Origin of the sequence: Terribacillus saccharophilus (assembly GCF_046592595.1) — a bacterium.
GTDB classification, from domain to species: Bacteria; Bacillota; Bacilli; order Bacillales; family Amphibacillaceae; genus Terribacillus; species Terribacillus saccharophilus_C.
Genome location: NZ_JAWVPF010000002.1, coordinates 348473 through 373884 on the forward strand (window position 1 = coordinate 348473; position 25412 = coordinate 373884).

23 protein-coding genes are annotated in these 25412 nt (G+C 45.4%); all 23 read right to left on the minus strand.

Annotation, left to right across the window (positions count from 1 at the left end; all coding sequences use genetic code 11):
* Positions 1-165: 165 nt before the first annotated feature.
* The 23 genes from SFC25_RS04185 to SFC25_RS04295 all read right to left on the minus strand — a co-directional run bounded on the left by SFC25_RS04185 (position 166) and on the right by SFC25_RS04295 (position 25344).
* A complete protein-coding gene (locus SFC25_RS04185; protein ID WP_411214074.1) occupies positions 166-2478 on the minus strand; it encodes an FtsK/SpoIIIE family DNA translocase in 2313 nt (770 codons plus the stop codon).
* Positions 2479-2630: 152 nt separating this feature from the next.
* A complete protein-coding gene (locus SFC25_RS04190; protein WP_411214075.1) occupies positions 2631-2840 on the minus strand; it encodes a YlzJ-like family protein in 210 nt (69 codons plus the stop codon).
* On the minus strand, positions 2837-3571 hold the full coding sequence (locus tag SFC25_RS04195; RefSeq protein ID WP_411214076.1) for a ClpP family protease: 735 nt from the start codon (positions 3569-3571) through the stop codon (positions 2837-2839). The genes SFC25_RS04190 and SFC25_RS04195 overlap by 4 nt, the downstream gene beginning before the upstream one ends.
* Before the next feature lie 99 nt (positions 3572-3670).
* Positions 3671-4534 (minus strand): 4-hydroxy-tetrahydrodipicolinate synthase, encoded by an 864-nt coding sequence (dapA, locus tag SFC25_RS04200; protein WP_411214077.1) that lies wholly within the window; start codon positions 4532-4534, stop codon positions 3671-3673.
* Positions 4535-4569: 35 nt separating this feature from the next.
* Positions 4570-5781, minus strand: a complete 1212-nt coding sequence (dapG, locus tag SFC25_RS04205; RefSeq protein ID WP_411214078.1) for an aspartate kinase — start codon at positions 5779-5781, stop codon at positions 4570-4572.
* 9 nt (positions 5782-5790) lie between these two features.
* Complete coding sequence (locus tag SFC25_RS04210; protein ID WP_411214079.1) at positions 5791-6840, minus strand: aspartate-semialdehyde dehydrogenase; 1050 nt, start codon at positions 6838-6840, stop codon at positions 5791-5793.
* 118 nt (positions 6841-6958) lie between these two features.
* Positions 6959-7549: a dipicolinate synthase subunit B gene (locus SFC25_RS04215; protein ID WP_095223164.1), complete on the minus strand. Its 591-nt coding sequence runs from the start codon at positions 7547-7549 to the stop codon at positions 6959-6961.
* Between the two features lie 14 nt (positions 7550-7563).
* Positions 7564-8442, minus strand: coding sequence for a dipicolinic acid synthetase subunit A (dpaA, locus tag SFC25_RS04220; protein ID WP_411214080.1), 879 nt, complete (start codon positions 8440-8442; stop codon positions 7564-7566).
* A 152-nt stretch (positions 8443-8594) separates the two neighbouring features.
* Entirely contained in the window at positions 8595-8825 is a 231-nt protein-coding gene (locus tag SFC25_RS04225; protein WP_038560328.1) for a YlmC/YmxH family sporulation protein, read from the minus strand.
* Positions 8826-8841: 16 nt separating this feature from the next.
* Positions 8842-10056, minus strand: a complete 1215-nt coding sequence (locus SFC25_RS04230; protein ID WP_411214212.1) for a M16 family metallopeptidase — start codon at positions 10054-10056, stop codon at positions 8842-8844.
* 40 nt (positions 10057-10096) lie between these two features.
* Positions 10097-11050, minus strand: a complete 954-nt coding sequence (locus SFC25_RS04235; protein WP_411214081.1) for a polysaccharide deacetylase family protein — start codon at positions 11048-11050, stop codon at positions 10097-10099.
* Positions 11051-11165: 115 nt separating this feature from the next.
* Positions 11166-13292: a polyribonucleotide nucleotidyltransferase gene (pnp, locus tag SFC25_RS04240; RefSeq protein WP_411214082.1), complete on the minus strand. Its 2127-nt coding sequence runs from the start codon at positions 13290-13292 to the stop codon at positions 11166-11168.
* A gap of 137 nt (positions 13293-13429) precedes the next feature.
* A complete protein-coding gene (gene rpsO / locus SFC25_RS04245; RefSeq protein WP_366249628.1) occupies positions 13430-13699 on the minus strand; it encodes a 30S ribosomal protein S15 in 270 nt (89 codons plus the stop codon).
* A gap of 138 nt (positions 13700-13837) precedes the next feature.
* Positions 13838-14776 carry a bifunctional riboflavin kinase/FAD synthetase gene (locus SFC25_RS04250; protein ID WP_411214083.1) on the minus strand — a complete coding sequence of 313 codons (939 nt, stop codon included), beginning with the start codon at positions 14774-14776 and terminating at the stop codon, positions 13838-13840.
* Positions 14763-15683 carry a tRNA pseudouridine(55) synthase TruB gene (gene truB, locus SFC25_RS04255; RefSeq protein WP_411214084.1) on the minus strand — a complete coding sequence of 307 codons (921 nt, stop codon included), beginning with the start codon at positions 15681-15683 and terminating at the stop codon, positions 14763-14765. The genes SFC25_RS04250 and truB overlap by 14 nt, the downstream gene beginning before the upstream one ends.
* Before the next feature lie 74 nt (positions 15684-15757).
* Complete coding sequence (rbfA, locus tag SFC25_RS04260) at positions 15758-16108, minus strand: 30S ribosome-binding factor RbfA (protein WP_411214085.1); 351 nt, start codon at positions 16106-16108, stop codon at positions 15758-15760.
* A 30-nt stretch (positions 16109-16138) separates the two neighbouring features.
* A complete protein-coding gene (locus tag SFC25_RS04265; RefSeq protein ID WP_411214086.1) occupies positions 16139-16417 on the minus strand; it encodes a DUF503 domain-containing protein in 279 nt (92 codons plus the stop codon).
* Positions 16414-18570, minus strand: coding sequence for a translation initiation factor IF-2 (infB, locus tag SFC25_RS04270; protein WP_411214087.1), 2157 nt, complete (start codon positions 18568-18570; stop codon positions 16414-16416). Before infB ends, SFC25_RS04265 begins: the two co-directional genes overlap by 4 nt.
* 4 nt (positions 18571-18574) lie before the next feature.
* Positions 18575-18892: a L7Ae/L30e/S12e/Gadd45 family ribosomal protein gene (locus SFC25_RS04275; RefSeq protein ID WP_411214088.1), complete on the minus strand. Its 318-nt coding sequence runs from the start codon at positions 18890-18892 to the stop codon at positions 18575-18577.
* Complete coding sequence (gene rnpM / locus SFC25_RS04280; RefSeq protein ID WP_411214089.1) at positions 18889-19161, minus strand: RNase P modulator RnpM; 273 nt, start codon at positions 19159-19161, stop codon at positions 18889-18891. Before rnpM ends, SFC25_RS04275 begins: the two co-directional genes overlap by 4 nt.
* A 15-nt stretch (positions 19162-19176) precedes the next feature.
* Positions 19177-20283, minus strand: coding sequence for a transcription termination factor NusA (nusA, locus tag SFC25_RS04285; protein WP_411214090.1), 1107 nt, complete (start codon positions 20281-20283; stop codon positions 19177-19179).
* A 14-nt stretch (positions 20284-20297) separates the two neighbouring features.
* Positions 20298-20771, minus strand: a complete 474-nt coding sequence (gene rimP, locus SFC25_RS04290; protein WP_411214091.1) for a ribosome maturation factor RimP — start codon at positions 20769-20771, stop codon at positions 20298-20300.
* Positions 20772-21051: 280 nt separating this feature from the next.
* Positions 21052-25344 carry a PolC-type DNA polymerase III gene (locus SFC25_RS04295; RefSeq protein WP_411214092.1) on the minus strand — a complete coding sequence of 1431 codons (4293 nt, stop codon included), beginning with the start codon at positions 25342-25344 and terminating at the stop codon, positions 21052-21054.
* Between the last annotated feature and the right edge of the window lie 68 nt (positions 25345-25412).

Here is a 25412-nt window from a genome sequence, read left to right on the forward strand (position 1 = left end):
ATTAGTAGATTAATAGGACATAATTACTACAATCCGCTTCACTCGAACATAATATATCATGCTTTTTACAGAAAATAAATACTTATTTTACAAAAAACACGAATATTTTCGTTTTTTTCGAGCTAATTCACCTACATTTTGGGACTTTTTCTTGAAAATTATGTCCTACGATAGTTTGTCCTCCGCTGACTTCGACACTAAAACTTGCCGTGGCTTACTACCCTCATAAGGTCCTACGACACCCCGTTCTTCCATTGCATCTATCAGCCTGGCCGCTCTCGTATAACCAATGCGGAATCTGCGCTGCAGCATGGATACACTGGCACTTTGCATGTCTGTTACAAGGAAGACTGCATCATGATATAGTTCATCCTCCACTTCTGACTGTACTTCTTGTTCCTCATCTGGAATCATATCTGTCTGATATTGTGCTTTTTGCTGTTCAATACAATGATTGACGACATTTTCCACTTCTTCATCGGACAGAAATGCGCCTTGGATACGTGTAGGCTTGGAAGAACCTACAGGGATGAACAGCATATCGCCCCTTCCAAGCAGTTTTTCTGCACCGCCGCCGTCCAATATTGTCCGGGAATCGATCTGGGAACTTACACTAAAGGCAATACGTGAAGGGATATTTGCCTTGATGACGCCAGTAATAACGTCTACTGAGGGACGTTGGGTAGCGATGATTAAATGAATCCCTGCAGCACGTGCCATCTGTGCCAGCCTGGTGATGGCATCCTCTACCTCACTAGAGGCAACCATCATCAAGTCGGCAAGCTCATCAACGAGTACGACAATGAATGGCAGGAAAGGCTGCTCTTCATCATTCAATTCATTCTGTTTTTGGATATAAGCATTGTACCCTTCAATGTTTCTGGTACCGGAATCAGAAAACAGATCATACCTGCGCTCCATTTCTGCTACAACTTTCTTCAATGCCCTGGATGCTTTTTTCGGATCTGTCACAACTGGTGTCAGCAAATGGGGAATGCCGTTGTAAACATTCAGCTCCACTTTTTTCGGATCGATCATCATCATCTTCACTTCATGCGGTTTCGCACGCATCAGGATACTTGTGATGATACCGTTGATACATACACTCTTTCCGCTTCCGGTAGCACCTGCAACAAGCAGATGGGGCATTTTATTTAGTTCTGCCACTACTGATTCGCCGGATATATCACGGCCGAGAGCAAAGCTCAGCTTGGAACCAGTTTTCACCTGACTGTTATCCAGCACTTCCCGCAGCGACACACTTGCTACTTCTTTGTTCGGTACTTCAATACCGACAGCTGATTTACCTGGAATAGGCGCTTCGATACGGATATCCTTCGCTGCCAAGGCCAATGCCAAATCATCGTGCAGATTCACGATCTTACTCACCTTCACACCAGTGTCCGGATAGACTTCGTATTTTGTTACTGCTGGTCCTACATGTACTTTGCTGACCTTAGCCTTGACTCCAAAGCTTTGGAACGTCTGCTCGAGCTTGCGTGCAACTGCTTGAATCTGGGAGCGTTCCTGTTTCTGGCTGTTCTTCTTCGGCTGCTTCAGCAAAGTGATGCTAGGAAGCTGATAGTCCCTGTTTTCCAGCTCAGATGCCGGCAGTGCTTCTTTCTCATCAGAAGGCTCCTCTTCTGTCTCTTTCGGCTTCTCTGGTTTTGGTTCAATAATTTCAGGCTCCGGATCTGCGTAGGCGATATTCGTGAAGTCCTGGATGATTGGCTCCTCATGAACAGGCTCTGGTTCTGCCTCTGCTGCTTCTTCCTTCTCAGCCAATACTTGCTGACGTTTCTGTTTCTGCTTACGCTGCGGTCGTTCTGATTTTTTACGCTCCTTCGTTTCCGCAAGCTTGTCTTTCATTTTATCGGAAGAAGCACTTGCTCCTTTTCTAAGAAGTGCGAACAGTTTCTCCAGGACAGAGCTAAGGGACGTATTGCTCAAAATCAAGATTCCGATTACTACTAGGAAAAAGGCGATAATCTTAGCCCCTGTTGCAGACAGCAGATAATAGCTCAATGCGAAAAGGATAGCTCCAACCATTCCTCCGCCAAGTGCAGCTGGATCAATCGTCTCCTGTACATAAGCCAAATAATAGTTCCAGCTGGTCTTTATGATCGATGGCTGTTCCACCTGGCCAAGCTTATCTTCAAACGCCTGGATATGGGTGAACAGCAATATACCGGCGGTTACCAAATACAATCCAACCAATTTCTTATGTAGCAGGTTAGGTTTTTTGCATCTGGCCATTAAATAAATACCTACTCCACCCATGAAAACGGCAAGCAGGAAATACCAGCTTCCGAAGAAGAAGCGGAACAAATGCTCAAGTGCGTTCGGTATCGCTCCATCACTGATTGCTCCTGCACCGCTGCCGAATACAGCAAGGAATACGAATAATAGTCCGATTACTTCAAAGCTCATCACTTGCTTGAACTTGGTTTGTCGTTTTTTTGTTTTTCTTTTAGCCATTGTAGAGAATCTCCTTGTTTTGCATTGCTTATGTACTTCTTTAGATGTGAAGAAAACCCCTGCCAACGACAAGGGTTTTCTGATTCGTGCATCAATTTGCCATCTGATTTCAGTATAACATAGCTAACAAAAAGACGAACGTACGTATTCATTTATAAGGAAAACAATTTTCCTGGTGCACAGTTTTCATCCAGAAAATCTGCAGGATCTGTCGACATCAACTGGTGGACACGGTACATTCCATTCCCCAAGTGTTCTGCTTGAACTGTTTTTCCGTTGTATTGCATTATTTGGTGAGCTTCAAATTGAGCTGCATCAACAGGGAAAATATCTTCTGCAGCAAGTGGCGTGTATAAAATCATTGTAATTCCCCGTTCAGAGATGCTTTTCGCTGGTCCATCAGTTCATTCAGCTTTTTCATCGCATGTTCCACTCCGCCGACTTCATGGATAAGCCCGTAAGAGACCGCATCGGTACCGACGACATTCGTACCGATGTCACGTGTCAGGTTCCCTTTCGCGAACATAAGCTCCTTGAATTTATCTTCTGTTATCGAAGAATGCGAGGTGACGAAGCTGATAACACGATCCTGCATCTTATCCAAGTATTCAAAAGTTTGAGGAACACCGATCACAAGACCGGTCAGCCGGATTGGGTGGATGGTCATGGTCGCAGTCGGAACGATAAAGCTGTAATCCGTACTTACGGCTATTGGTGCCCCGATGCTATGTCCGCCACCGAGGACAATTGAAACGGATGGTTTGGAGAGCGATGCAATCATCTCTGAAAGTGCAAGACCTGCCTCGACGTCTCCCCCGACTGTATTCATCAGCACGATCAATCCTTCTATTTTCGGATTCTGCTCGATCGCGATCAACTGCGGAATGACATGCTCGTATTTCGTTGTTTTATTTTGCGGCGGCAGCTGCATATGTCCCTCGATCTGACCAATGATTGAAAGCACATGGATACGTGAATCAGGTGCCTGGGCAACCGATGTCTGCCCGAGCTGCTGTATTTTTTCAATAATGGATGATTTTCCGCCGGATTCTTCATTTTCATTCTCTTGGTTATCATTACGTTCCTTTGCCATATTCCTAGCTCCTTTCCATACTTGCTTTTAGTATGGACAGTGAGCCAGGCGCCATACATAAACAAAAAAGCAGGAGGAGCCCCCTGCTTTTTTCGTCATTTATGGCAATAGTTTACCGATATCCTCTTTTTCTTCTTCCGTCAATTCAACAAGCGGCAAACGGACACCGCCTACTGCGACACCTTTCTGGTTCAATGCCTCTTTCACCGGTGCCGGGTTCGGTGCCTGGAACAATCCTTTCATTACCGGCAGGATCTGCTGGTGGATTCGCGCAGCTTCTGCGACATTTCCAGCTTCATATGCTTGCAGCATCGCCTGCAGCTCATTCCCTACGATGTGGGAAGAAACGGATACGATTCCATCCCCTCCGATAGCAGCTATCGGCAGGGTCAAATCATCATCACCGCTGTACAGACTAAAATCATCAGCTGTGCCTGTAATGACCTTCGTCATACTGCTCAAGTCACTAGTGGAATCTTTCACAGAAACGATATTCGCAATTTTCGACAGCTTGATGACCGTTTCCGGTTCTATCTTAACAACAGAGCGTCCCGGGATATTATAGAGCATAATCGGCAGCTTTGTGCTATTTGCAATTGCTTCAAAGTGTGCATATAATCCGCGCTGATTTGGTTTGTTGTAATACGGCGCTACGACTAGTGCCGCATCGACACCAATTTCTTCAGCTTCTTTTGTAAGCTCGATGCTTGCTTGCGTGTTGTTACTGCCGGTTCCAGCTATGATCGGAATCCGTCCGCCTACCGTTTTCACTACATGACGGAACAAAGCAAGCTTTTCTTCATGGGAAAGCGTTGGCGATTCGCCTGTTGTACCAGCTACGACAACAGCATCTGTTCCATTCTCGATCAAATAATCGAGTAAACGAGTAGTCGCATCAAAGTCGATCTGACCTTGATTATCGAATGAGGTTACCATTGCTGTAATAACTTTACCGAATCTCATAGTAAATCTCCTCTGCCTTCAACAATTATCATATCTTATAGACTAAGTTCGAATGTCGCATGGAGCGCATTCACTGCCTCTATAAGATCCTTTTCGTTAATCAACACCCAGATAGTCGTATGACTATCCGCTGATTGGAGGATATCGATTTCTTTATCCGTCAATGTTTGGACAATTTTTGCCGTCACACCAGGTATACCCGTCATACCCGCACCGACTAGGGATACTTTGGCACAGTTATTGATCACCTTCGGCTCCAGTCCAAGCCCGCGAAGGATATCCTGTGCAAGCATTACCTGCTCCGCAGCGATCGTATAGACGACACCATTCGGCGAGATATTGATAAAGTCTACCGAAATATTTGCTTCGGCCATTGCTTTGAAAACACGTGACTGTGTTTTGTAAGCATCAGAATCTGTTTCGATCTTGATCTGAGAAATTCCAGCAAGATGAGCGATACCTGTAATCAGCCGGTCAGGAATATCCTTACCTGCAAAATTGTCCCTGGATGACGTCACCAGCGTCCCTTCTGATAAAGAACCAGTAGATCTGACACGCATCGGAACCTTTGCCTGCATCGCTATTTCTACAGCACGGGGATGTACCACTTTTGCCCCTTGATATGCCAAGTTGCATATTTCTGTATATGTGACGACATCGAGCATCCTTGCTTCTTCCACGACGCGCGGATCTGCAGTCATGATTCCTTCCACATCCGTGAAGATATCGACGTACTCCGCCTGTAAAGCAGCGCCGAGTGCAGCAGCAGAAGTATCGCTTCCGCCCCGGCCGATTGTCGTGATCTCTCCATCCTCTGTCATGCCCTGGAAGCCAGCTACGACAACAACATCATGTGTCTCCAGCTCCTTCCAAACCCGTTCAACTCGCATTTCTTTGATTTTTGCAGCTGTAAATTCTTCATTTGTAATAAATCCAGCCTGTGCTCCAGTCAATGCAGCAGCTCGGATTCCTTTTGCATTAAGGGCATTTGAGAAAACGACAGAGGAGATGACCTCACCGCATGATAGCAGCAAGTCCTTCTCCCGTCTGGATATATGCGTCTCACCTGGAATACCTATTAATTGCAATAAGGAGTCAGTTGCGTATGGATCAGGATATCGCCCGATCGCAGATACAACGACGACTACTTTATTTCCTTCCTGGAGCGCTGTTTCGATATGCTGGATGGCTTCTGCCTGATTATCCCTAACAGACGTACCGCCAAACTTCTGGACTAACACTTTCATTTCTACACCTCAGACTGTAAGCAAGTTATGTTGGATCAAGCGTTCTGCGATTTGTACGCTGTTCCACGCTGCACCTTTCAAAAGGTTATCGGAAACGATCCACAGGTGGAATCCGTTGTCATGATCCGGATCCTTGCGCACTCTTCCTACAAATACTTCTTTCTTGCCTGCTGCAGAAAGCGGTGTTGGGTAAGTCTGTGTACTTGGATCATCCTCCAGCACGATTCCTTCAGCCGCAGCCAGTTTCTCCTGAATATCTTTTACAGTGAGACCGTTTTGGCCAAGCTCGATATAGACGCTTTCTGCATGGGAAGTAAATACCGGCAGTCGTACACAAGTTGCCGAAACATGAAGATCCTCAGCATGCATAATTTTTTTCGTTTCATTGATCATTTTCATTTCTTCGTATGTGTAACCATTGTCTTGGAAGACATCAATTTGCGGCAGCGCATTGAATGCTACCGGGAAGTGGCGTTTATCTCCTTTGACCGGAAGGACGTTTGCTTCCATGTCTTCACCGTTCAGGAATTGCTGTGCCTGATCTTTCAATTCGTCAATTGCCACTGCTCCAGCTCCGGATACAGCTTGGTAAGTTGAGACGATGATTCGGGAAAGGCCATAAGCTTCTTTCAACGGCTCAAGCGCCGCCACCATCTGGATAGTGGAGCAATTCGGGTTAGCGATGATTCTTTTATGAAGCTTCAAATCACCTTCATTTACTTCAGGTACTACTAGAGGCACATCCGGATCCATCCGGAATGCACTTGTGTTATCGACAACTACTGCTCCTCGTTTCGCTGCTTCCGGTGCCAATGCTTTGGATACAGAGCCGCCTGCAGAGAATAATGCGATATCCACACCTTCAAAGCTTTCCGGTTTGGCTTCCTTTACTGTATAGCTTTTACCTTTGTAATCTATTTGCTGTCCAGCAGATCTGCTGGATGATAATAAGGATAGCTCGCTGATCGGAAAATTGCGTTCTGCGAGAGTTTCCAGCATTTTTTGGCCTACAGCGCCTGTCGCGCCTACTACTGCGATATGATAACCTTGCTGTGTCATGAATAACCCTCTCCCTGTCTATCTAAATGGATACGTATACTGGTTGGTACACTATTTGATTTTAACGCTAGCACTATTCTATCACAATTTTTCTATCATAGGTTACCGTTTAGGGAGTTTAGGAAAAACGTTGGACCAGCACGGGCTGCAGCTGCTTGTATTGCAATGCGGCTTCAATCGTTTCCGGAAGTTTTGTCATATCGGCAACAAGGGAGTTTGGCTTCTTATACGGGTCGTCTTGTCCGAACGGGACGAAATACATATATTTTGCTGCCATCAGGCGCATCAGGTTAACTCCGTTCAATCCAAGGGCATCATTCGTACTGATTCCCAGTACGATCGGTTTCTCATTGCGCAATGTTGCTTTTGTCGCCATCAATACAGGGCTATCCGTAAGCGCATTGGCAAGCTTCGACATACTGTTTCCCGTAAGAGGAGCTATGACCATACAATCAAGTGGCTCCCGCGGACCTAATGGCTCAGCTTCCGGAATCGTTTTGATTATCTTCGTTTGTGTCAGATCGCTGATTTTCTGCAAGTGATCCTTCGCATCTCCGAAATATGTGTCTGTGAATTGAACCGTATTGCTGACAACCGGAACCACTTCCGCTCCAAGTTTCACCAGCTGTTCGATTTGCGGAAAGATCTCACTGTACGTACAGTGGGAGCCTGTGATGCCAAAACCGATCCGTTTTCCTGCTAAACTCATAAGTTACTCCTCCTTCAGCTGTTGGTTAAAATCTGTATAATGACGACGGACAATATATTTCCGGCAGTTTTCGGGGCTACTATACCTGGCAGGCTCAATGCATGGATCGCTTCTATACCTCGTTTTTTGGCATATTCAAAATCCACTCCGCCCGGCTTGGAAGCAAGATCGATGATCAGCGTCTGGACAGGCAGCTGTTCAATGATTGCTTTCTTTACTACAAGTGCTGGTATGGTATTGATCAGGATATCTGTATCCTTTACCATTTCCGGAAGACGGTCGAGGAAAAAGGCTTGCATTCCCATTTCACTTATCCGGGCAATATCGGCATCGTGGATCGATCCGACTTGCACATTGGCACCAAGTGCATCGAATTTACTTGCCACGCTTATGCCTACTCGGCCGAATCCGAGTACAACGACGTTGGAGCCGTGAATAGTGAAATCGGTATGTTTTATTGCAGTCATGATGGCACCTTCGGCAGTGGGGATCGAATTATAAATTGCGACGTCATCTCTGTCGAACAAGGAAACCAGACGCAAATTTCGTTTCTCGCATAATTCAGTCAGATAGTCATTTGTGATACCTGTGAAAATGACACAATCCTTAGGCAGTTGATCTACCCAGCTTTCAGTCAGCTGAATATTCTTATCGGAGAATACTGTTTCGATCTGTCCGTTAGAGCCAACTCCGGGAATCGGAAGAATAACCGCATCAAGACTTTGCGGATCTATGTCCTCCAAATCCCGCTGGATACCGCCGGTGAAGCTTTGACTGATTTGTTCGAAGCCCACCGCAAATACAGATGCATTCGCACTGCACTGCAAGCTGCGAATCATCTCCAGGTAGCGGGCATCACCGCCAAGAACAGCGATAGTCAATTCAGTGGTCAAACTCTCACCTCGCTCTGCAGCGTATTTTATTCGATCTTCATTAAGAAATTAGTTGCTTTCGAGTTATCATATGAGGATTACTGCCAGGAGTGATTGAATTGGGGCATCGTGTAAGCATAAAAAAAAACCAGTGCTGTATGCACTGGCAACATTTACGTCCGTATTAAAATCATATGTTTTCCGATTGTCTGGATTTCCTCCCAGGCAATACGATTATCGCTGCCTTCTTTGCGCAACCCGAACCATTTGTAATTCGGTATGAGAAATGCATCGATTTTACCTGTGACAGGGTTGAACTCTATATCAGTCTGACCGAGCACACCTAAACGTTCGCCATTATTCACATCAATGATCTCTTTATCACCTATGTCCTTGAAACGCAAAGCAGATCAGCTCCTTTTATTTTGGTGCAACAATCGCCCTTGCTTGTTCTTTGCCGAAAATCTCCTGGATAACGGCATTGACATCATCCATCGTCACGCTATCGATTTTTTCTATCAGCTCGTTCAGGGATGGATGCTTGCCGAGCAGCAATTCATTACGGCCATTTCGGCTCATTCTGCTGTTTGTACTTTCCAGTCCGAGCATATAACTGCCCTTCAGCTGCTCCTTCGTATTACGGAACTCTTTGTCCGTAATACCATTTGCTTTTAAATTCTCCAGTGTCAAACGGATTGTTTCTTGCAGCTCATCCAGCTGTTCTTTGCCTGTTCCTGCATAAATCGTAAGCATTCCGCTATCCAGGTACGTACTATGGTAGGAATACACGGAATAAGCTAATCCCTTCTCTTCCCGCACATCCTGGAATAATCTTGAGCTCATACTGCCGCCCAAGACATTATTTACTACCATCAGACTGTAGCTCGCTGGATCATCCAGTTTCAAGCCCCGATATCCAATTGTTACATGAGCTTGTTCTGTTTCCTTGGACCGGCTGATCGTATTTGGCATGAATGGCGGTACATCAAGTGTTCTGTGGGCGGATGCAGCTTGGAACGTTCCAAACTGATCTTCTACAGTCTTGATGAAAGATTCGTCCACATTACCAGCGACAGAAACAACCATCTTCTCCGGTACATAATGCGACTCTTTATAATTTCTTACAGATTCACTAGTAAAACTCATAAGTGTGCTTTCTGTACCAAGAATAGGCAATCCAAGCGGATGCTTTCCGTACGCAGCTTCTGCCAGCCAATCATGGATAATATCATCTGGCGTATCTTCTGCCATCTTGATCTCTTCCAAGACGACTTTTTGTTCCTTCTCAATCTCTTCTTGTGCAAATTGAGATTCAAAGAACATGTCAGCTAATACTTCCAGTGCGAATTCTTTATGTGTATCCAGCACTTTAGCATAATAGCAAGTATACTCCTTGGAGGTAAAAGCATTGACCATGCCTCCGATGGCATCGAAAGCTTCTGCAATCTCTTTGGCAGAACGATTTTTCGTTCCTTTGAAAAACATATGCTCTAAAAAGTGGGACAATCCATTATTCTTTTCTTCTTCATTTCTTGAACCTGTCAAAATCCAAATACCGATCGTAACGGAACGTACCGATGGCATATTTTCTACTACAACTCGTAGTCCGTTTTTGCAAGTGTGCGTTTGCAGCAAATTCAAATCCTCCCAATCAGCAGTATATCTCGCTGTACCATTATCTTCCTTCATTCAATATCGTATCCAAAGTCGATACACTGTACCCTTTTTCTTTAATCGCATTTAACATATCAGCTAACCCAGCCTCTACAACAGGAGTGGGATGCATCAAGATGAAAGCTCCAGGATGCAGTTTTTCGGTCACGCGTTTCATCATAACAGGAACTGTCGGCTTTTGCCAATCAATGGTATCGACAGACCAAAGAATCGTCTCCATCCCCTGCTCATTGGCAGACTGAATGGTCCCATCATTAAAACTCCCGCTTGGCGGTGCAAAGTAGACTGGTTTGTCACCTGTTATGGCATGGATGATTTCATTCGTCTGGCTTATCTGTTCCGCTGAATCTGTCTTGCTCATTCGACTCATATCAGGATGGTTATATGCATGGTTCCCGATGACATGTCCTTCTTCTTTGATCATCTCGACTAGCTGGTTATGCTCTTTCGCCCATTTACCTTCAATAAAGAAATTTGCCTTGGCATTTGCATCCTTCAATGTCTGGAGGATTGCAGGAATATGATCTTCTCCCCAAGAGACATTGATCAATAAGGCAACCTGCTCCTGATCTTCCCTGGCACGGTATATTGGCGATGCTGGCAAATCATCCAGCGTAATTTCAGGCTTCACTTCTTCCACTACAAGCAGCTCCCGATCAAATATACCTGCCTTCTTCATCTTTTCCAAAGAAGCGTCCACATTTACCTTGATGCCAGCCTTTCCGGGCACCTTTTTCCATATCCTATCGATTCGCGCATTTTCAGCCGGTTGTTCGACGTCTTTGCGCACAGCTTCTATTTCCTGTCGCAGCTCCTGTTCATCTGCCCGCACTGCTATATCAGAAAAAACTGGATGATGGTTGACAGACGCTGCCTGAAATGGCATATGCCCGCTATCTATGAGCAGAAACAGCAGTGTGATAAATACGACCAGGTGTATGATAATCCGGTGCATTCCCATCCCTCCTCTAATCTAGCTTATGAGGGGGTAGGACAAGGAAGAACAAGCTTAGCATCTTTATCCGCTAAAAAAAAGAAACTGGCTAAACCAGTTTCTTCTCTCATGCATATTATTCTGCAGCTTCCTGCTCTTCTTTTTCTTTCTTAGCTTCGATCAATAACTGTTTGTGAGAAAGGTTTACCCGTCCTTGACGGTCTATTTCCTTCACTTTCACTTTCAGTTTATCACCGATCTTCACGACATCCTCTACCTTGCCTACACGTTCTTCAGCAAGCTCAGAGATGTGAACCAAGCCATCTTTTCCTTTGAACAATTCAACGAAGGCTCCGAATTTTTCGATTCGTTTCACTGTACCGTCGTAAACTTCGCCAACTTCAACTTCGCGCACGATGTCACTGATAATTTGCTTTGCTTGTTCATTCTTCTCAGATTCAGTAGAAGAAATGAACACAGTACCATCTTGTTCGATATCGATCTTGACGCCAGTTTCTTCGATGATTTTGTTGATTTGTTTACCGCTTGGTCCAATTACATCACGGATCTTATCCGGATTGATTGTCATCGTCAGGATCTTAGGAGCATAAGCGGAAAGTTCCTGCTTCGGTTCGCTGATCGTTGACATCATATGGCCAAGGATCTCCAGACGGCCTTTACGTGCTTGTGTAAGTGCCTCTTCCAGGATCTCACGGCTTAAGCCTTCGATCTTGATATCCATTTGCAGTGCTGTTACACCTTTTTCCGTACCGGCAACTTTGAAGTCCATATCGCCCAGCGCATCTTCCATACCCTGGATATCGGTAAGAATTGTATAATCTTCACCAGAAGCCACCAGACCCATTGCGATACCCGCAACTGGTGCTTTGATTGGTACACCCGCATCCATCATAGCCATTGTGCTGGCACAGATACTAGCCTGTGATGTGGATCCATTCGATTCAAGGATCTCAGACACAAGACGGATTGTGTAAGGGAAATCTTTCTCATCAGGGATAACTTTCTCCAAAGCACGCTCACCAAGTGCACCATGACCGATTTCACGGCGTCCTGGTCCTCTGATTGGCCCAGTCTCCCCGACACTGAAATGCGGGAAGTTGTAATGGTGCATGAAGCGCTTCGTTTCTTCTGTATCCAGACCATCAAGGATCTGTACATCGCCCAGTGCACCTAGTGTACAAACACTTAGTGCCTGCGTTTGACCGCGTGTGAACAAAGCAGATCCGTGTGTACGAGGAAGTACACCGATACGGGAAGACAATGGACGGATTTCATCCACTCCGCGTCCATCAGGGCGGATCTTGTCCTTCGTGATAGCACGGCGAACTTCTTCCTTCACAAGCTTATCAAGGATGCCCTTCACTTGCTTGATTGTATCATCATCGGTTTCTTGTTCTTCATAGAACGCAACCATTTCATTTTTCACATCAGTAATGGCAGCTTCGCGTGCTTTTTTCTCATGCACTTCGATTGCTGCTTTCAGCTGATCGTAGCAGCGGTTCTTCACATCTTCTGTCAATTCCTTGTCCAAATCAAAGAGTTTGACTTCCATCTTCTCTTTACCGACAGCAGCAACGATTTCTTCCTGGAAAGCGACAAGGCGTTTGATCTCTTCGTGGCCGAACATGATTGCTTCCAGCATGATGTCTTCCGGCACTTCCTGCGCGCCTGCCTCTACCATGTTGATTGCATCTTTCGTTCCAGCAACAGTTAAATCGATGTCACTTTTCTCTTGCTGTTCTTTCGTCGGGTTGATGATGAATTCACCATCTACACGGCCGACTACTACACCAGCGATCGGACCATGGAATGGGATGTCGGAAATGCTGATAGCGATGGAAGAACCGATCATTGCAGCAATTTCAGAAGAATAATCCTGATCCACACTCATAACCATGCTGATCACTTGTACATCATTACGGAATCCATCCGGGAATAAAGGACGAATTGGACGGTCAATCAAACGTGAAGCAAGTACTGCTTTCTCACTCGGACGTCCTTCCCGTTTGATGAAACCTCCTGGTATTTTACCTACAGCATATAGTCTTTCTTCGTAGTTCACTGTCAGCGGGAAGAAAGGTAGGTCCTTCGGTTCCTTCGAACCAGTAACTGTGGATAGTACGGATGTATCACCGTACTGGATGAGACAAGCGCCGTTCGCTTGCTTGGCAAGTTCTCCAATTTCAACAGAGAAAGTCTGTCCGGAAATCTCAGTGGAGAACACTTGTTTTTGGTCTGCCATGAATAAAGCCCCTCTCATTTATCTTGCATCATGTCCTGTCTGTATTATGCTCCAGTTCAGGCAACGTTTATCACACTATGTAAAATAGGTTTTCTCCTATAGAAAAAGCGGGAATAATTCCCGCTTCTTAGTCAATCTTATCGGCGTAGGCCAAGTTTTTGAATTAGTTCACGGTAACGTGTAACATCTTTATCGCGAAGATAGTTCAACAAGTTACGACGGCGACCAACCATTTTCAATAGGCCACGACGTGAATGGTGATCTTTTTTGTGTGTACGAAGGTGATCGTTAAGTGTAGTGATTTCCTCCGTCAAAACAGCGATCTGTACTTCTGGTGAACCAGTGTCAGTGTCATGTGTTTTGTATTCTGCGATAAGTTGATTCTTACGTTCTTTTGTAATTGCCATTCGTTATTCCTCCTGAAAATTCTATTTGTAAACCCCATTCCCCGAGCAATCGCCGGAGCAGCAAATTGCCAAGCGAAGGTTTTCCATAGTCCAGATTACACTTTTTACAGACAGATTGCAAGTCTCTGGAACAAGATTCTATGCAAAATATGCGCCAATTTGCTCTTTATCTCGATCCAGCTGTGCGACAAGCGCATCTATTCCGCTGAATTTGACTTCTTCCCGGATGAATTTACGCCAGGAGACAGTCACTTCTTCACCATAGATTTGTTCATCAAAGTCTAGGATGTGTACTTCGAGATTCGGAACGGCCGCATCCTGCTGGAAGGTCGGCTTGAAGCCCAAGTTCGCCATGCCGGCATATGTCTTGCCTTTTACCAGCACTTCGACAGCATACACTCCCACTTTTGGCAGGAAATACTCTTCAGCGATACGGATATTGGCCGTCGGATAGCCAATGGTGCGGCCTCGCTGATCACCTGTGATCACTTCCCCAGTCAAAGTCAGCGGATGTCCAAGCAAATCAACGGCAGCTTTGACGTCTCCATTTGCTACAAGCTGGCGGATTTTTGTCGAACTGATTTTCTCTTCGGCACTTTCCACTTTCGCTACCGCCTCATACGTAAAAGTATGCTGTGCGGCGGCTTCTTGAAGGGTATCCGCATTACCTGCACCTTTTTTGCCGTATGTGAAATCAAATCCCGATACTAAATGACGCACAGCCAATCCATTGATGAACCGGTCGATGAAGTTTTCCGGACTGAGGCCGGCTAACTCTTTCGTAAAGCCGATCAAATAAAGATAATCAATGCCCATGCTCTCCAGAATCGCTTCCTTTTCATGGAGCGGGGTCAGATAATCCTCTCTCGTGTCCGCTTTCCCCAACACGACGGATGGATGCGGATGAAAGGTGATGACAGCACTTTTAAGCTGATGCTCTTGTGCAGCATCTATCGCATGCTTGATAACCTCTTGATGCCCGCGGTGAATGCCATCAAAAAATCCGATTGCCGCACTTACAGCTGGCATGTCATCCAGTTTCATTGTTTCTGAGTAATTCAATTTAATCGTTTGCATCTGTGTCACCTGCTTTCCCTGATACGAATACTCGTTTTGGCTTCAGTAAATGCGGATAGGCAGGGTGTGTCTCGTATATACCGAGAAGCTGATCAGCTCTTTGCACACGGTAGAGATCTGCATCCGCCGGCCTTTTCAGTCTTTGGCCGTACCGGACTTTTAGTTCAATTTCGTCATCTGCCTCGATCAGCGGCATAAATTCAATCGCTTTTGTGACCGGCTGCAGCAATTGTTCTATACTACCTGCCTCCATTGCCTCTTCCATTTTAGCAAAAGTGACTGTATCCTGTGTACGAAATGCTCCAGCCTGGATCCTTTCCAGATTACTCATATGTGCCGGGTATCCCAGCGCCTTACCTATATCGACACACAAAGTCCGGATGTAGGTTCCTTTCGAGCAGCTAACCGTAAATCGGAACACACTACCATTTTCGTTTACAGATGCTTTATCCAAAATGATTTCATGGATCGTCACTTGTCGTACCGGACGCTCGACCTGCTGCCCTTTTCGAGCGTATTCATATAGTTTGCGACCGTCTACTTTAACAGCAGAATACATTGGAGGTATTTGTTCGATTACTCCAGAGAAAGCCTTGAGCACGTCTTCGATACTCTGCAGAGGAATAGGTTCGGTTACCGGTTTTTCCTCAATCACCTCACCGCTTTTGTCTTCCGTTTCTGTCGCAGTACCTAATGTGATTTCCGCCACGTAGGTTTTGGATGTGTCCGTCAAATAAGGAACGACCTTTGTTGCCTGACCGATACAGAGCGGCAATACACCCTCGACGTCTGGGTCCAGTGTACCTGTATGCCCAATTTTCTTCGTTTGTAAAATCTTGCGTGCTTTGAACACACAATCGTGGGAAGTCATTCCCTTTGGTTTCCATAAGGCTAGGATCCCATTCAATGCCAGCACCCCTTTTACTATGTAAAAAAGAATCCCTTCCTCCCATGAAGGGCGAAGGGATTCTCCATTGTTTCTTATCTGTCGGAATCGTTAAGCTCTTTCAAAAGATGCTCGATACGATTTCCTTGATCAACCGCTTCATCGAATTCAAATGCCAGTTCCGGTGTTTTACGCAAGCGGATGCGCTTGCCGATCTCGGTACGGATGAATCCTTTTGCCTTTGAAAGTCCAAGAAGCGTATTATGCTTCTGCTTCTCTTCTCCAAGGACGGAAATGTAGACTTTTGCCTGCTGCAGGTCACCAGTCACTTCGACATCAGTTACCGTTACAAAGCCTACCCGCGGATCTTTGATCTTTCTTGATATAATGTCGCCCAGTTCTTTTTTCATTTGCTCTGCGACACGATTTGCACGTAGTTCACTCATATAATCACCTCATCATCATTCGGAGGGATGCTAAAGCCACTGTTTATCAGTAGCTGTTCTCTCGATCTCCGGAAAAGAATCAATCAAAGCAAGCGCCTGGTCCATGACACGTTCAGCACGAACACGATCAGGTGAAGTCGTCACCAGCTCAAAGCATGTGCGCTGCCATAAATCATGGTAGTCTGCTTCACTGATAGCAATATTGAAGGATCCTCCAATTCGTGTGGTGATCCGCTTTACGACCGAACGCTTATCTTTGAGAGAATGCGCGTCATAGATCATACATTCTACAACGGCAGCGAGAATCATTTTCTTTCGATTTCTTCCATTACATATGCTTCGAAGGTGTCGCCCTCTTTAAGATCGTGGAAGTTCTTCAATGTGATTCCACACTCATAGTTTGTAGCAACTTCGCGTACATCATCCTTGAAACGTTTCAAGGAATCAATTTCGTCTTCTACGATTACAACACCGTCACGGATGACACGGATGCTAGCATCACGAGTGATTTTACCTTCCGTTACATAGCTACCGGCAATTGTACCGATACGGGATACTTTGATGATTTGACGGATCTCCGCTTGTCCGATGACTTTCTCTTCGAACTCAGGATCAAGCATCCCTTTCATTGCAGATTCGATTTCTTCGATTACTTTATAGATGATGCGGTGCTGACGTATATCTACGTTTTCAGTTTCCGCAGCTTTTTTCGCATTATTATCAGGACGTACGTTGAAACCGATGATAATTGCATTTGAAGCAGATGCCAAGATGACATCAGATTCTGTAATAGCACCTACACCAGTATGAATGATGCGGACTTTTACGCCTTCAACTTCAATTTTCTCCAAGGAAGCAGCCATCGCTTCTACGGAACCATGAACGTCCGCTTTCACGATTAGATTGATATCTTTTACTTCCCCTTGCTTGATCTGGTTAAACAGATCTTCGAGGCTGACACGAGCACCAGTGGAACGTTTTTCTTCTACTTGCTTCTGCAGTCTTGCTTCCCCTACTTGACGAGCTTGTTTCTCGTCTTCGAATACCATGAACTGGTCACCTGCATTCGGCACACTGTTCAAACCAGTGATCTCAACTGGTGTGGAAGGAGGAGCTACCTTCACACGGCGTCCCAAATCATTTACCATTGCACGTACACGGCCGAATGTATTACCGACAACAATGCTGTCACCGATATTGAGCGTACCATTTTGTACAAGCAATGTTGCTACTGGGCCGCGACCTTTATCTAGCTGCGCTTCGATTACAGTACCCTCTGCTGAACGGTTCGGATTTGCTTTCAGTTCTTCAACTTCTGTTACAAGCAAGATCATTTCAAGCAAATCATCGATACCTTCACGTTTTTTCGCAGAAAGCTGAACGAAGATTGTATCACCGCCCCAATCCTCAGGAATCAGGCTGTGCTCAGTAAGCTCCTGCATAACTCGGTCGGGATTAGCACCTTCCAAATCAATTTTGTTTACCGCTACGATGATCGGTACTTCAGCTGCTTTCGCATGGTTGATAGCCTCGATTGTCTGCGGCATAACACCATCATCGGCAGCTACAACCAGGATCGCGATATCCGTTACTTGTGCACCACGGGAACGCATGCTTGTGAAAGCTGCGTGACCTGGGGTATCAAGGAAGGTGATTTTCTTGCCATTCTCTTCGACTTGGTAAGCACCGATATGCTGTGTGATCCCGCCAGCTTCCCCTTCGGTCACTTTCGTATCACGAATAGAATCAAGCAATGTTGTTTTACCATGGTCAACGTGACCCATGATTGTAACTACCGCAGGACGTTCCTGCAGTTCTTCTTCTTTATCTTCGATTTTGTAGTTATCCAGATCTGTTACATCAACATCTACTTCTTCTTCCACTTCGACGTCGTATTCTGCACAGATTAGCTCAATTGCATCTTTGTCCAAGTCTTGGTTCTTTGTTGCCATAACACCTTGAAGGAAGAGCTTTTTAATGATTTCTGTGGACTCCCTATGAAGTTTTGCTGCCAATTCGCTGACAGTCAAAGACTCTTTGAAGGTGATTTTATCTGGAGTCGGCATTTCCGGACGCTTCTGCTGCGGAGCTTTATTCCGGTTATTATTCCGGCCGCCGCGTCTGTTGTTGTTCTGTCCGCCTTTGCCTGGTTTTTTATTACCATTGCGCTGCTGTTGGTTGCGGTTTTGTGCACCGCCGCCACTCTTGCTTTTCGGCTTGTTGTTCTGTCCGCTATTATTTGCTGAGTTGGTTGTGTTTGCTGAGTTCCCCGTTTTAATCGCTACTTTCTCGCTACCCGCGCTTTTTGCTGTGAAGCTTTTATCCAGTCTGTCCTTTGCCGTTTCATTAATCATGGACATATGATTGGATACTTCAATGTTCATATCTTTCAATTTAGTGATGATTTCCTTACTGGAAACGTTCTTTTCTTTTGCGTATTCATAAACACGAATCTTTGACATACGTTCACCTCCGAGTGGATTCAGTGAGCAAAGATTTCAATTTGTCTGCAAAGCCTTGATCCAAAATGGCAATTGCGACTCTGCCGGATTTACCAATCGCTTGTGATAATTGATCCCGGTCCTCCTCTACCTGTAAAAAGGCGATGTTGTAGAAATCGGTCTTGTTGCGAAGTTTCTTCAAGGTTTGGGGACCGACATCACTGGCAGCTATTACTAGCTTTGCTTTCTGCCGCTGGACATCCCGGACAATGGCATCTTCTCCGAAGGTGCACTGTCCAGCACGTACAGCTAAGCCTAACAAATTCAAATAATTTTTACTCATGAGTGCTGACCTTTCGCTAATCGCTCAAGTTCTTCATAAATAGAATCATCGATCTGTGTACTCAAGTGGCGCGCCAGCGTATCTTGTTTCTTCGCCTTTTCTATGATTGCCGCATCCTTGGAGACATACGCACCACGACCGTTCTTCTTGCCGGTCTCATCCACAAAGACTTCGCCTTCCTTACTGCGGACAACCCGGATCAATTCCTGTTTTGGTTTCATTTCGTTGGAAACCACACATTTTCGAAGCGGAACTTTCTTTTGTTTCATATACAGCGCCCCTTATCAATATGTGTCTTCGTCGTCAAAATCGTCGAAGTCGTCAGCTTCTGTATCCTGTTTTGTCAATAGGCCAAGCTCGATCGCTTCTGTTTCAGATTTAATATCGATTTTCCAGCCTGTCAATTTCGCTGCCAGACGGGCATTTTGACCACGTTTCCCGATTGCAAGGCTAAGCTGGTAATCAGGTACGATGACTGTTGTCGCCTTTTCTTCTTCATCAACAAGTACAGAAATGACTTTGGAAGGACTAAGCGCATTTGACACGTATTCGACCGGATCTTCCGACCACTCAACGATATCAATTTTCTCACCTTTCAATTCATTCACGATTGCTTGGACACGCTGACCGCGCTGACCAACGCAAGAACCGACCGGATCGACTTCCGCTTGGGATGCGTAGACAGAAATCTTCGAACGATCTCCAGCTTCACGTGCCACAGAACGAATCTCCACAGTACCATCATAAATTTCTGGCACTTCCATTTCAAACAATCGCTTCAAAAGACCTGGGTGTGTTCGTGAAACGAAGATGCTCGGTCCTTTGTTCGTGTTCTCTACTTTCGTTACATATACCTTCAAGCGATCATGGATTTCATACTTCTCAGTAGACATCTGTTCACTTTCCGGTAATTTCGCTTCGATCTTGCCAAGATCCACATAGATGAATCTAGGATCATTGCGGGAAACGATACCAGTCATGACATCCTCTTCCCGATCGGCATATTCACTGAAGATGACACCGCGCTCTGCTTCACGTACACGCTGTGTAACGACTTGCTTCGCTGCCTGCGCTGCGATACGGCCGAAATCCTTCGGTGTCACTTCAATTTCAACGACATCGCCAATATCGTACGTACCGGAAATAGCACGAGCCTCATCCAGTGTCATTTGCTGCTGGCTGTCCTCGACTTCCTCGACGACATCTTTACGGGCGAATACTTTCATCGACCCAGTTGTTTCATTCAAATCAACACGTACATTCGTAGCAGATTTGAAATTCTTTTTATAAGCGGAGATCAAGGCTGCTTCCAGCGCTTCGATCAGGACGTCCTTATTAATCCCTTTCTCTTTCTCCAAATAAGTAATGGCATCAAAAAGCTCGCTGCTCACTCGTATATCCCCCTTTAGTTAAACGTTACAGCCAGACGTGCCTTCGCGATTTTCTCATATGGAAGGGACACTTCCTTTTTCCTCGCTTTGATCATGACTTCCAATGTCAATACATCGTCTTCGAACGCCTTCAATGTACCTTGATACTCTTTCTCATTATCGATCGGCTCATATAGCTTTACATATACTGTCTTACCGATGCTTTTCGTGATTGCTTGTTTCGTTTTCAGCGGTCTTTCCGCTCCTGGTGAAGAAACCTCCAGGAAGTATGGAAAATCAACCGGATCATTCTCATCTAAAATGGCGCTCAACTTCTCAGAGACGATGGCGCATTCCTCGATATCAATGCCTTCCGTTTTGTCGACATAAACACGCAGGAACCAGTTCTTGCCTTCCTTGACGAATTCCACATCAACCAACTCAAGCTGCAGCTCTTCCACGATCGGTTGTAGATAGCTTTCCGTAACTTCCGTTATATTGGCTGCCAAAATGCTTCCTCCTTTACTGCACGCTTTCAGGCGAATATTACTTTTTAAAATGGGTAAGTGTGCGCCTCTCAATAGAAAACCCTTGCCCGAAATGGAAGCAAGGGAACAATGTTTATCATGTGCTTTTTGCTACAAAATAACGAAGAGGCGCTCCCCTTACAAACTTGATGCCGAATCCATGGGTATGAAAAAGAGTGGGTAATCCCACTCTTGATCTGGTTCGTATCAATACCGCTATTGGATAATATACCACAAGTTTCTTATTTAGGCAAGAATCCTGTTAGAATAGCGAAAGCTGGTTCTGGTCAGCCATTCCTTCCAGACAGCCATGCTGATCCATATATTCCAATACCGTTTTACTTATCCTGCTTCTTTCACGCAAGTCCTCTTTTGATAAGAACTCCCCATCTTCCCGCACTTTCACGATATTGAGCGCAGCGTTGGTACCTAATCCGTCAATTGCATTGAACGGCGGAATCAAGCTGTCTCCGTCAACAAGAAAGTCAGTTGCACTGGATTTGTACAAGTCCACGCGCTGGAAGTGGAAGCCTCGTTCACACATTTCGAGGGAAAGCTCCAATACAGTTACAAGGTTCTTCTCTTTTGGAGAAGCATCATGGCCCTTTTGATTGATTTCGTTGATACGCTGGCGGATCGCATCCGATCCTTTTATCATCGTATCAAGCTCGAAATCGCTGGCACGTACACTAAAGTACGCAGCGTAGAAGAGGATTGGATGATGGACCTTGAAATAAGCAATCCGTACGGCCATGAGAACATATGCGGCTGCGTGGGCTTTCGGGAACATGTACTTGATTTTCAAACAAGAATCGATATACCAATCCGGCACATTGTTTTTCTTCATCTCTTCGACCCATTCATCTTGGAGTCCTTTCCCTTTTCGCACAGACTCCATGATCTTGAACGCAAGCGATGAATCAAGGCCCCGGTGCATCAGATATACCATGATGTCATCACGACAGCCAATTACTTCAGGCAATGTGCAAATACCACTGTTGATCAGTTCCTGGGCATTGCCGAGCCATACATCTGTACCATGGGACAATCCGGAAATCTGAACTAGTTCTGCGAAAGTGGATGGATTCGTATCCTCCAGCATCTGGCGGACGAAACGGGTACCGAATTCTGGTACGCCGAGAGTACCTGTTTTACACATAATTTGTTCTGCCGTCACACCTAATGCGTCTGGTCCGGAAAAGATCTTCATTACTTCCGGATCATTCGTCGGAATCGTCTTCGGATCGATACCGGATAAATCCTGAAGCATTCGGATGACGGTCGGATCATCGTGTCCGAGTATATCCAGTTTCAGCAGATTATCGTGAATCGAGTGGAAGTCGAAGTGGGTCGTCTTCCATTCTGAATTACGGTCATCAGCCGGGAACTGGATAGGTGTGAAGTCATATATATCTTGGTCATCAGGTACAACAATTATACCACCTGGGTGCTGACCTGTTGTCCTTTTCACACCTGTCGTACCTTGCACAAGACGATCGACTTCCGCGTTGCGGATATGAAGCTGATTATCGCTGGCGTAGCCTTTCACATAACCGTAAGCTGTTTTTTCTGCTACAGTTCCGATTGTACCGGCACGATAGACTTTGTCTTCCCCGAAAAGCACTTTGGTGTAGTTATGGGCTTGCGGCTGGTAAGCTCCGGAGAAGTTCAAGTCGATATCGGGAACTTTGTCTCCTTTGAAACCAAGGAAAGTCTCGAACGGTATATCCTGTCCATCCCGCTTTAGTGGTTCGCCGCATGATGGACAATTCTTCTCGGGCAAGTCATAACCGCTGGCGACAGACCCATCATTGAAGAACTCGTTATATTTACAGCCTGGGCATACATAATGCGGCGGCAGCGGGTTAACTTCGGTAATATCCGTAAGCGTCGCAATCAATGATGATCCGACAGAACCCCGCGAACCAACCAAATATCCGTCTTCCAGGGATTTCTTCACCAGCTTATGAGAGATAAGATAAATAACCGCAAAGCCGTGACCTATGATACTTTTCAGTTCCTTCTCGATACGTTTTTCAACTATCTCCGGTAATGTATCACCATAGATGCTTCGGGCACGGTCATAACTCATCTGGCGCATCTCGTCCTCTGCACCATCAATATTAGGTGTATACAAATCTTCTTTTACCGGTTTCACATCTTCCATCATATCAGACACTTTTTTCGTATTCGTCACAACGATTTCTTTCGCTTTATCGGAAGGCAGGAAATCGAAGCATGCCAACATCTCTGCTGTCGTACGGAAATGGACATCTGGCAATGTCTGCCTGCTGAGCGGGTTACCATTTTGTGTCTTGATCAGAATGTTTCGGTACTGTTTTTCATGCTCCTCGATATAGTGCACGTTTCCTGTTGCTACCACTGGTTTATCCAGATCATCGCCCAGCTCGACAATGTTGCGAAGGATGTCAAACAGATGGGCTTCATTCTGCACGAGCTCTTTCTCAATCAAGTGGTAATAGTTAGACGGCGGCTGCACTTCAATCACGTCATAGAAAGCTGCGGCTTCTGCTGCATCTTCCTTCGATTTTTGCATCATTGCCTCGAATACTTCACCTTTGTCACAGCCGGAGCTTATAATCAAGCCTTCCCGATGCTGTTCCAGCTTCGAGCGAGGAATTCTCGGAACACGATAGAAATAATCAACATGCGACATGCTGACGAGCTTATACATATTCTTTAAGCCGGTTTCATTCTGTACATAAATTGTGCAATGATATGGACGGGAACGCTGGTAGGCATTTCCTTCTCCCATATAGTTGTTAAGCTGATTGTGATTCATGATTTCTTTATTGAATGCTTCTTTTAATAAACGCCAAAGCAAGTAGCTAGTAGCCTCGGTATCGTAAATAGCCCGGTGATGCTGTGTCAATTCGATATCAAGGAATTTACATAGTGTATTCAGACGGTGGTTCTTCAGCTGCGGAAACAGGAACCTGGCAAGCTCCAGTGTATCAATAACGGCATTCGACGCCTTCTTCAAACCAATTCGCTTAAACCCTTGATTCAAAAAGCCCATGTCAAAACTTGCATTATGGGCAACCAACACATCGTCACCCATCCAGGCGTTGAAATCATTCAGAACATCCTCGATTTCAGGTGCATCCACGAGCATATCATCCGTAATGCCTGTCAGGTCGATAATTGTCTGACTAAGCTTTTGGTGCGGATTGGCAAATCGTTCAAAACGGTCAACGATTTCCCCGTCATGGAATTTTACCGCAGCCAGTTCGATTATTTTATCGTATGATGCAGATAGACCTGTCGTCTCTACGTCAAACACAATATAAGTCGCTTTTTCCAAGTCAATATCTTTGCTGTTGTAAGCAATCGGAACTCCATCATCTACAAGGTTGGCTTCCAATCCATAGATAACTTTAACATTATTTTTCTTACCAGCAGCAAAGGCTTCCGGATAACTCTGCACGACAGCATGATCCGTGATCGCGATACTTTCATGTCCGAATCTAGCTGCGGTCTCAATCAAACGGCTAGCCGATGTAACAGCATCCATCTGACTCATCAGCGTATGTGCATGCAGTTCGACACGCTTCTCCCCTTCTTCGGCATCATCACGGCGAAGGGTGACTGTGATCTGATTGATATCGTTTGCCATCATAGTCAATTCATTTGTGAAGTTGTCTGTCTGGATGCTTCCTCGTGCTTTTATCCACATGCCTTTTTTGAGCTGTTTGAATTTATCAGCATCTTCATTGCCTTTAGAGAACATTTTGATTTGGAAACTGTCTGTATAGTCCGTTACCTTTGCGATGAGCAAATGACGTCCAGAGCGCAGCTCGCGTATATCCACATCAAAAACATACCCTTGAACTGCCATGCGGCGTTCTTCATCCTGTATATCCTGCATAAGTGTGATTTCGTCATTGATAGCATAACCGATCATAACAGGACCTTGAGGAGCCTCATCCTGCTTCTTCGCACGGTCTTCAGAATCCTTGATCGCTTTTTGGACAAGAAGGCTATCTTCAAGTGCTTTTTGCTCACGGAATTTATTCAGTTCTTCCATGTTTTGTTCTTGTACAGTAACTGTAAGCATGTAAAGTCCTGCACCGATTTTCTCACAATACGTTTGAAAAGCGGGTTCAAGTCTTTTTTTCAGAGCGCTTGCTTCTGCTTCATTCCTGGCAGTTAACATAATCTTATTACCGTTAACCATTGGAACCTGTGTTTGGACAAGATCCTTATAGGCAGGTGACAGTTTAGGATAAGTCAGCACGAAATCCTTCCAATAATCCTGGATGTGGTCACCTTCCATTGTGTTTGTGACACATCGAATCGACCAATTCACAACAGCGATGTCTGCAAAGGCTTCTGTCAGCTTAGCAGTGAAGATTTTATATATTGTTGGAGGCAGCAGATTAGCCAATCGAAAATGAAAGTGCCAGGATTTTTCTTTCGGGTCGACTTCCAATTTCTCCAGCTGACTCTCTTTGAAATGAGCTGCGATGGTTTCTTCATCTAAGTGGATCTGCTCAAGGAGCATGTCCATTTTCTCATTACGGCTTAAACTCATTATGACTTCTCCTCCCCCGCTATTGGTACTGCGGTCTTGCGAAAGCCCCTGTCAAAGGATTGACAAGG

What these genes read in the sequence shown, in the direction of transcription:
- infB (WP_411214087.1), bottom strand. Translation starts at nt 18,570, where the DNA reads ATGTCAAAGATTCGTGTTTATGAATACGCAAAAGAAAAGAACGTTTCC.
- SFC25_RS04235 (WP_411214081.1), bottom strand. Translation starts at nt 11,050, where the DNA reads ATGCACCGGATTATCATACACCTGGTCGTATTTATCACACTGCTGTTT.
- SFC25_RS04190 (WP_411214075.1), bottom strand. Translation starts at nt 2,840, where the DNA reads ATGATTTTATACACGCCACTTGCTGCAGAAGATATTTTCCCTGTTGAT.
- SFC25_RS04215 (WP_095223164.1), bottom strand. Translation starts at nt 7,549, where the DNA reads ATGAGTTTAGCAGGAAAACGGATCGGTTTTGGCATCACAGGCTCCCAC.
- rpsO (WP_366249628.1), bottom strand. Translation starts at nt 13,699, where the DNA reads ATGGCAATTACAAAAGAACGTAAGAATCAACTTATCGCAGAATACAAA.
- SFC25_RS04250 (WP_411214083.1), bottom strand. Translation starts at nt 14,776, where the DNA reads ATGCAAACGATTAAATTGAATTACTCAGAAACAATGAAACTGGATGAC.
- SFC25_RS04210 (WP_411214079.1), bottom strand. Translation starts at nt 6,840, where the DNA reads ATGACACAGCAAGGTTATCATATCGCAGTAGTAGGCGCGACAGGCGCT.
- SFC25_RS04275 (WP_411214088.1), bottom strand. Translation starts at nt 18,892, where the DNA reads ATGAGTAAAAATTATTTGAATTTGTTAGGCTTAGCTGTACGTGCTGGA.
- SFC25_RS04185 (WP_411214074.1), bottom strand. Translation starts at nt 2,478, where the DNA reads ATGGCTAAAAGAAAAACAAAAAAACGACAAACCAAGTTCAAGCAAGTG.
- SFC25_RS04265 (WP_411214086.1), bottom strand. Translation starts at nt 16,417, where the DNA reads ATGATTCTCGCTGCCGTTGTAGAATGTATGATCTATGACGCGCATTCT.
- SFC25_RS04295 (WP_411214092.1), bottom strand. Translation starts at nt 25,344, where the DNA reads ATGAGTTTAAGCCGTAATGAGAAAATGGACATGCTCCTTGAGCAGATC.
- dapA (WP_411214077.1), bottom strand. Translation starts at nt 4,534, where the DNA reads ATGAGATTCGGTAAAGTTATTACAGCAATGGTAACCTCATTCGATAAT.
- pnp (WP_411214082.1), bottom strand. Translation starts at nt 13,292, where the DNA reads ATGGCAGACCAAAAACAAGTGTTCTCCACTGAGATTTCCGGACAGACT.
- rbfA (WP_411214085.1), bottom strand. Translation starts at nt 16,108, where the DNA reads ATGAGTGAACTACGTGCAAATCGTGTCGCAGAGCAAATGAAAAAAGAA.
- SFC25_RS04195 (WP_411214076.1), bottom strand. Translation starts at nt 3,571, where the DNA reads ATGGCAAAGGAACGTAATGATAACCAAGAGAATGAAAATGAAGAATCC.
- rnpM (WP_411214089.1), bottom strand. Translation starts at nt 19,161, where the DNA reads ATGAAACAAAAGAAAGTTCCGCTTCGAAAATGTGTGGTTTCCAACGAA.
- dapG (WP_411214078.1), bottom strand. Translation starts at nt 5,781, where the DNA reads ATGAAAGTGTTAGTCCAGAAGTTTGGCGGTACGTCTGTTAGGGATAAT.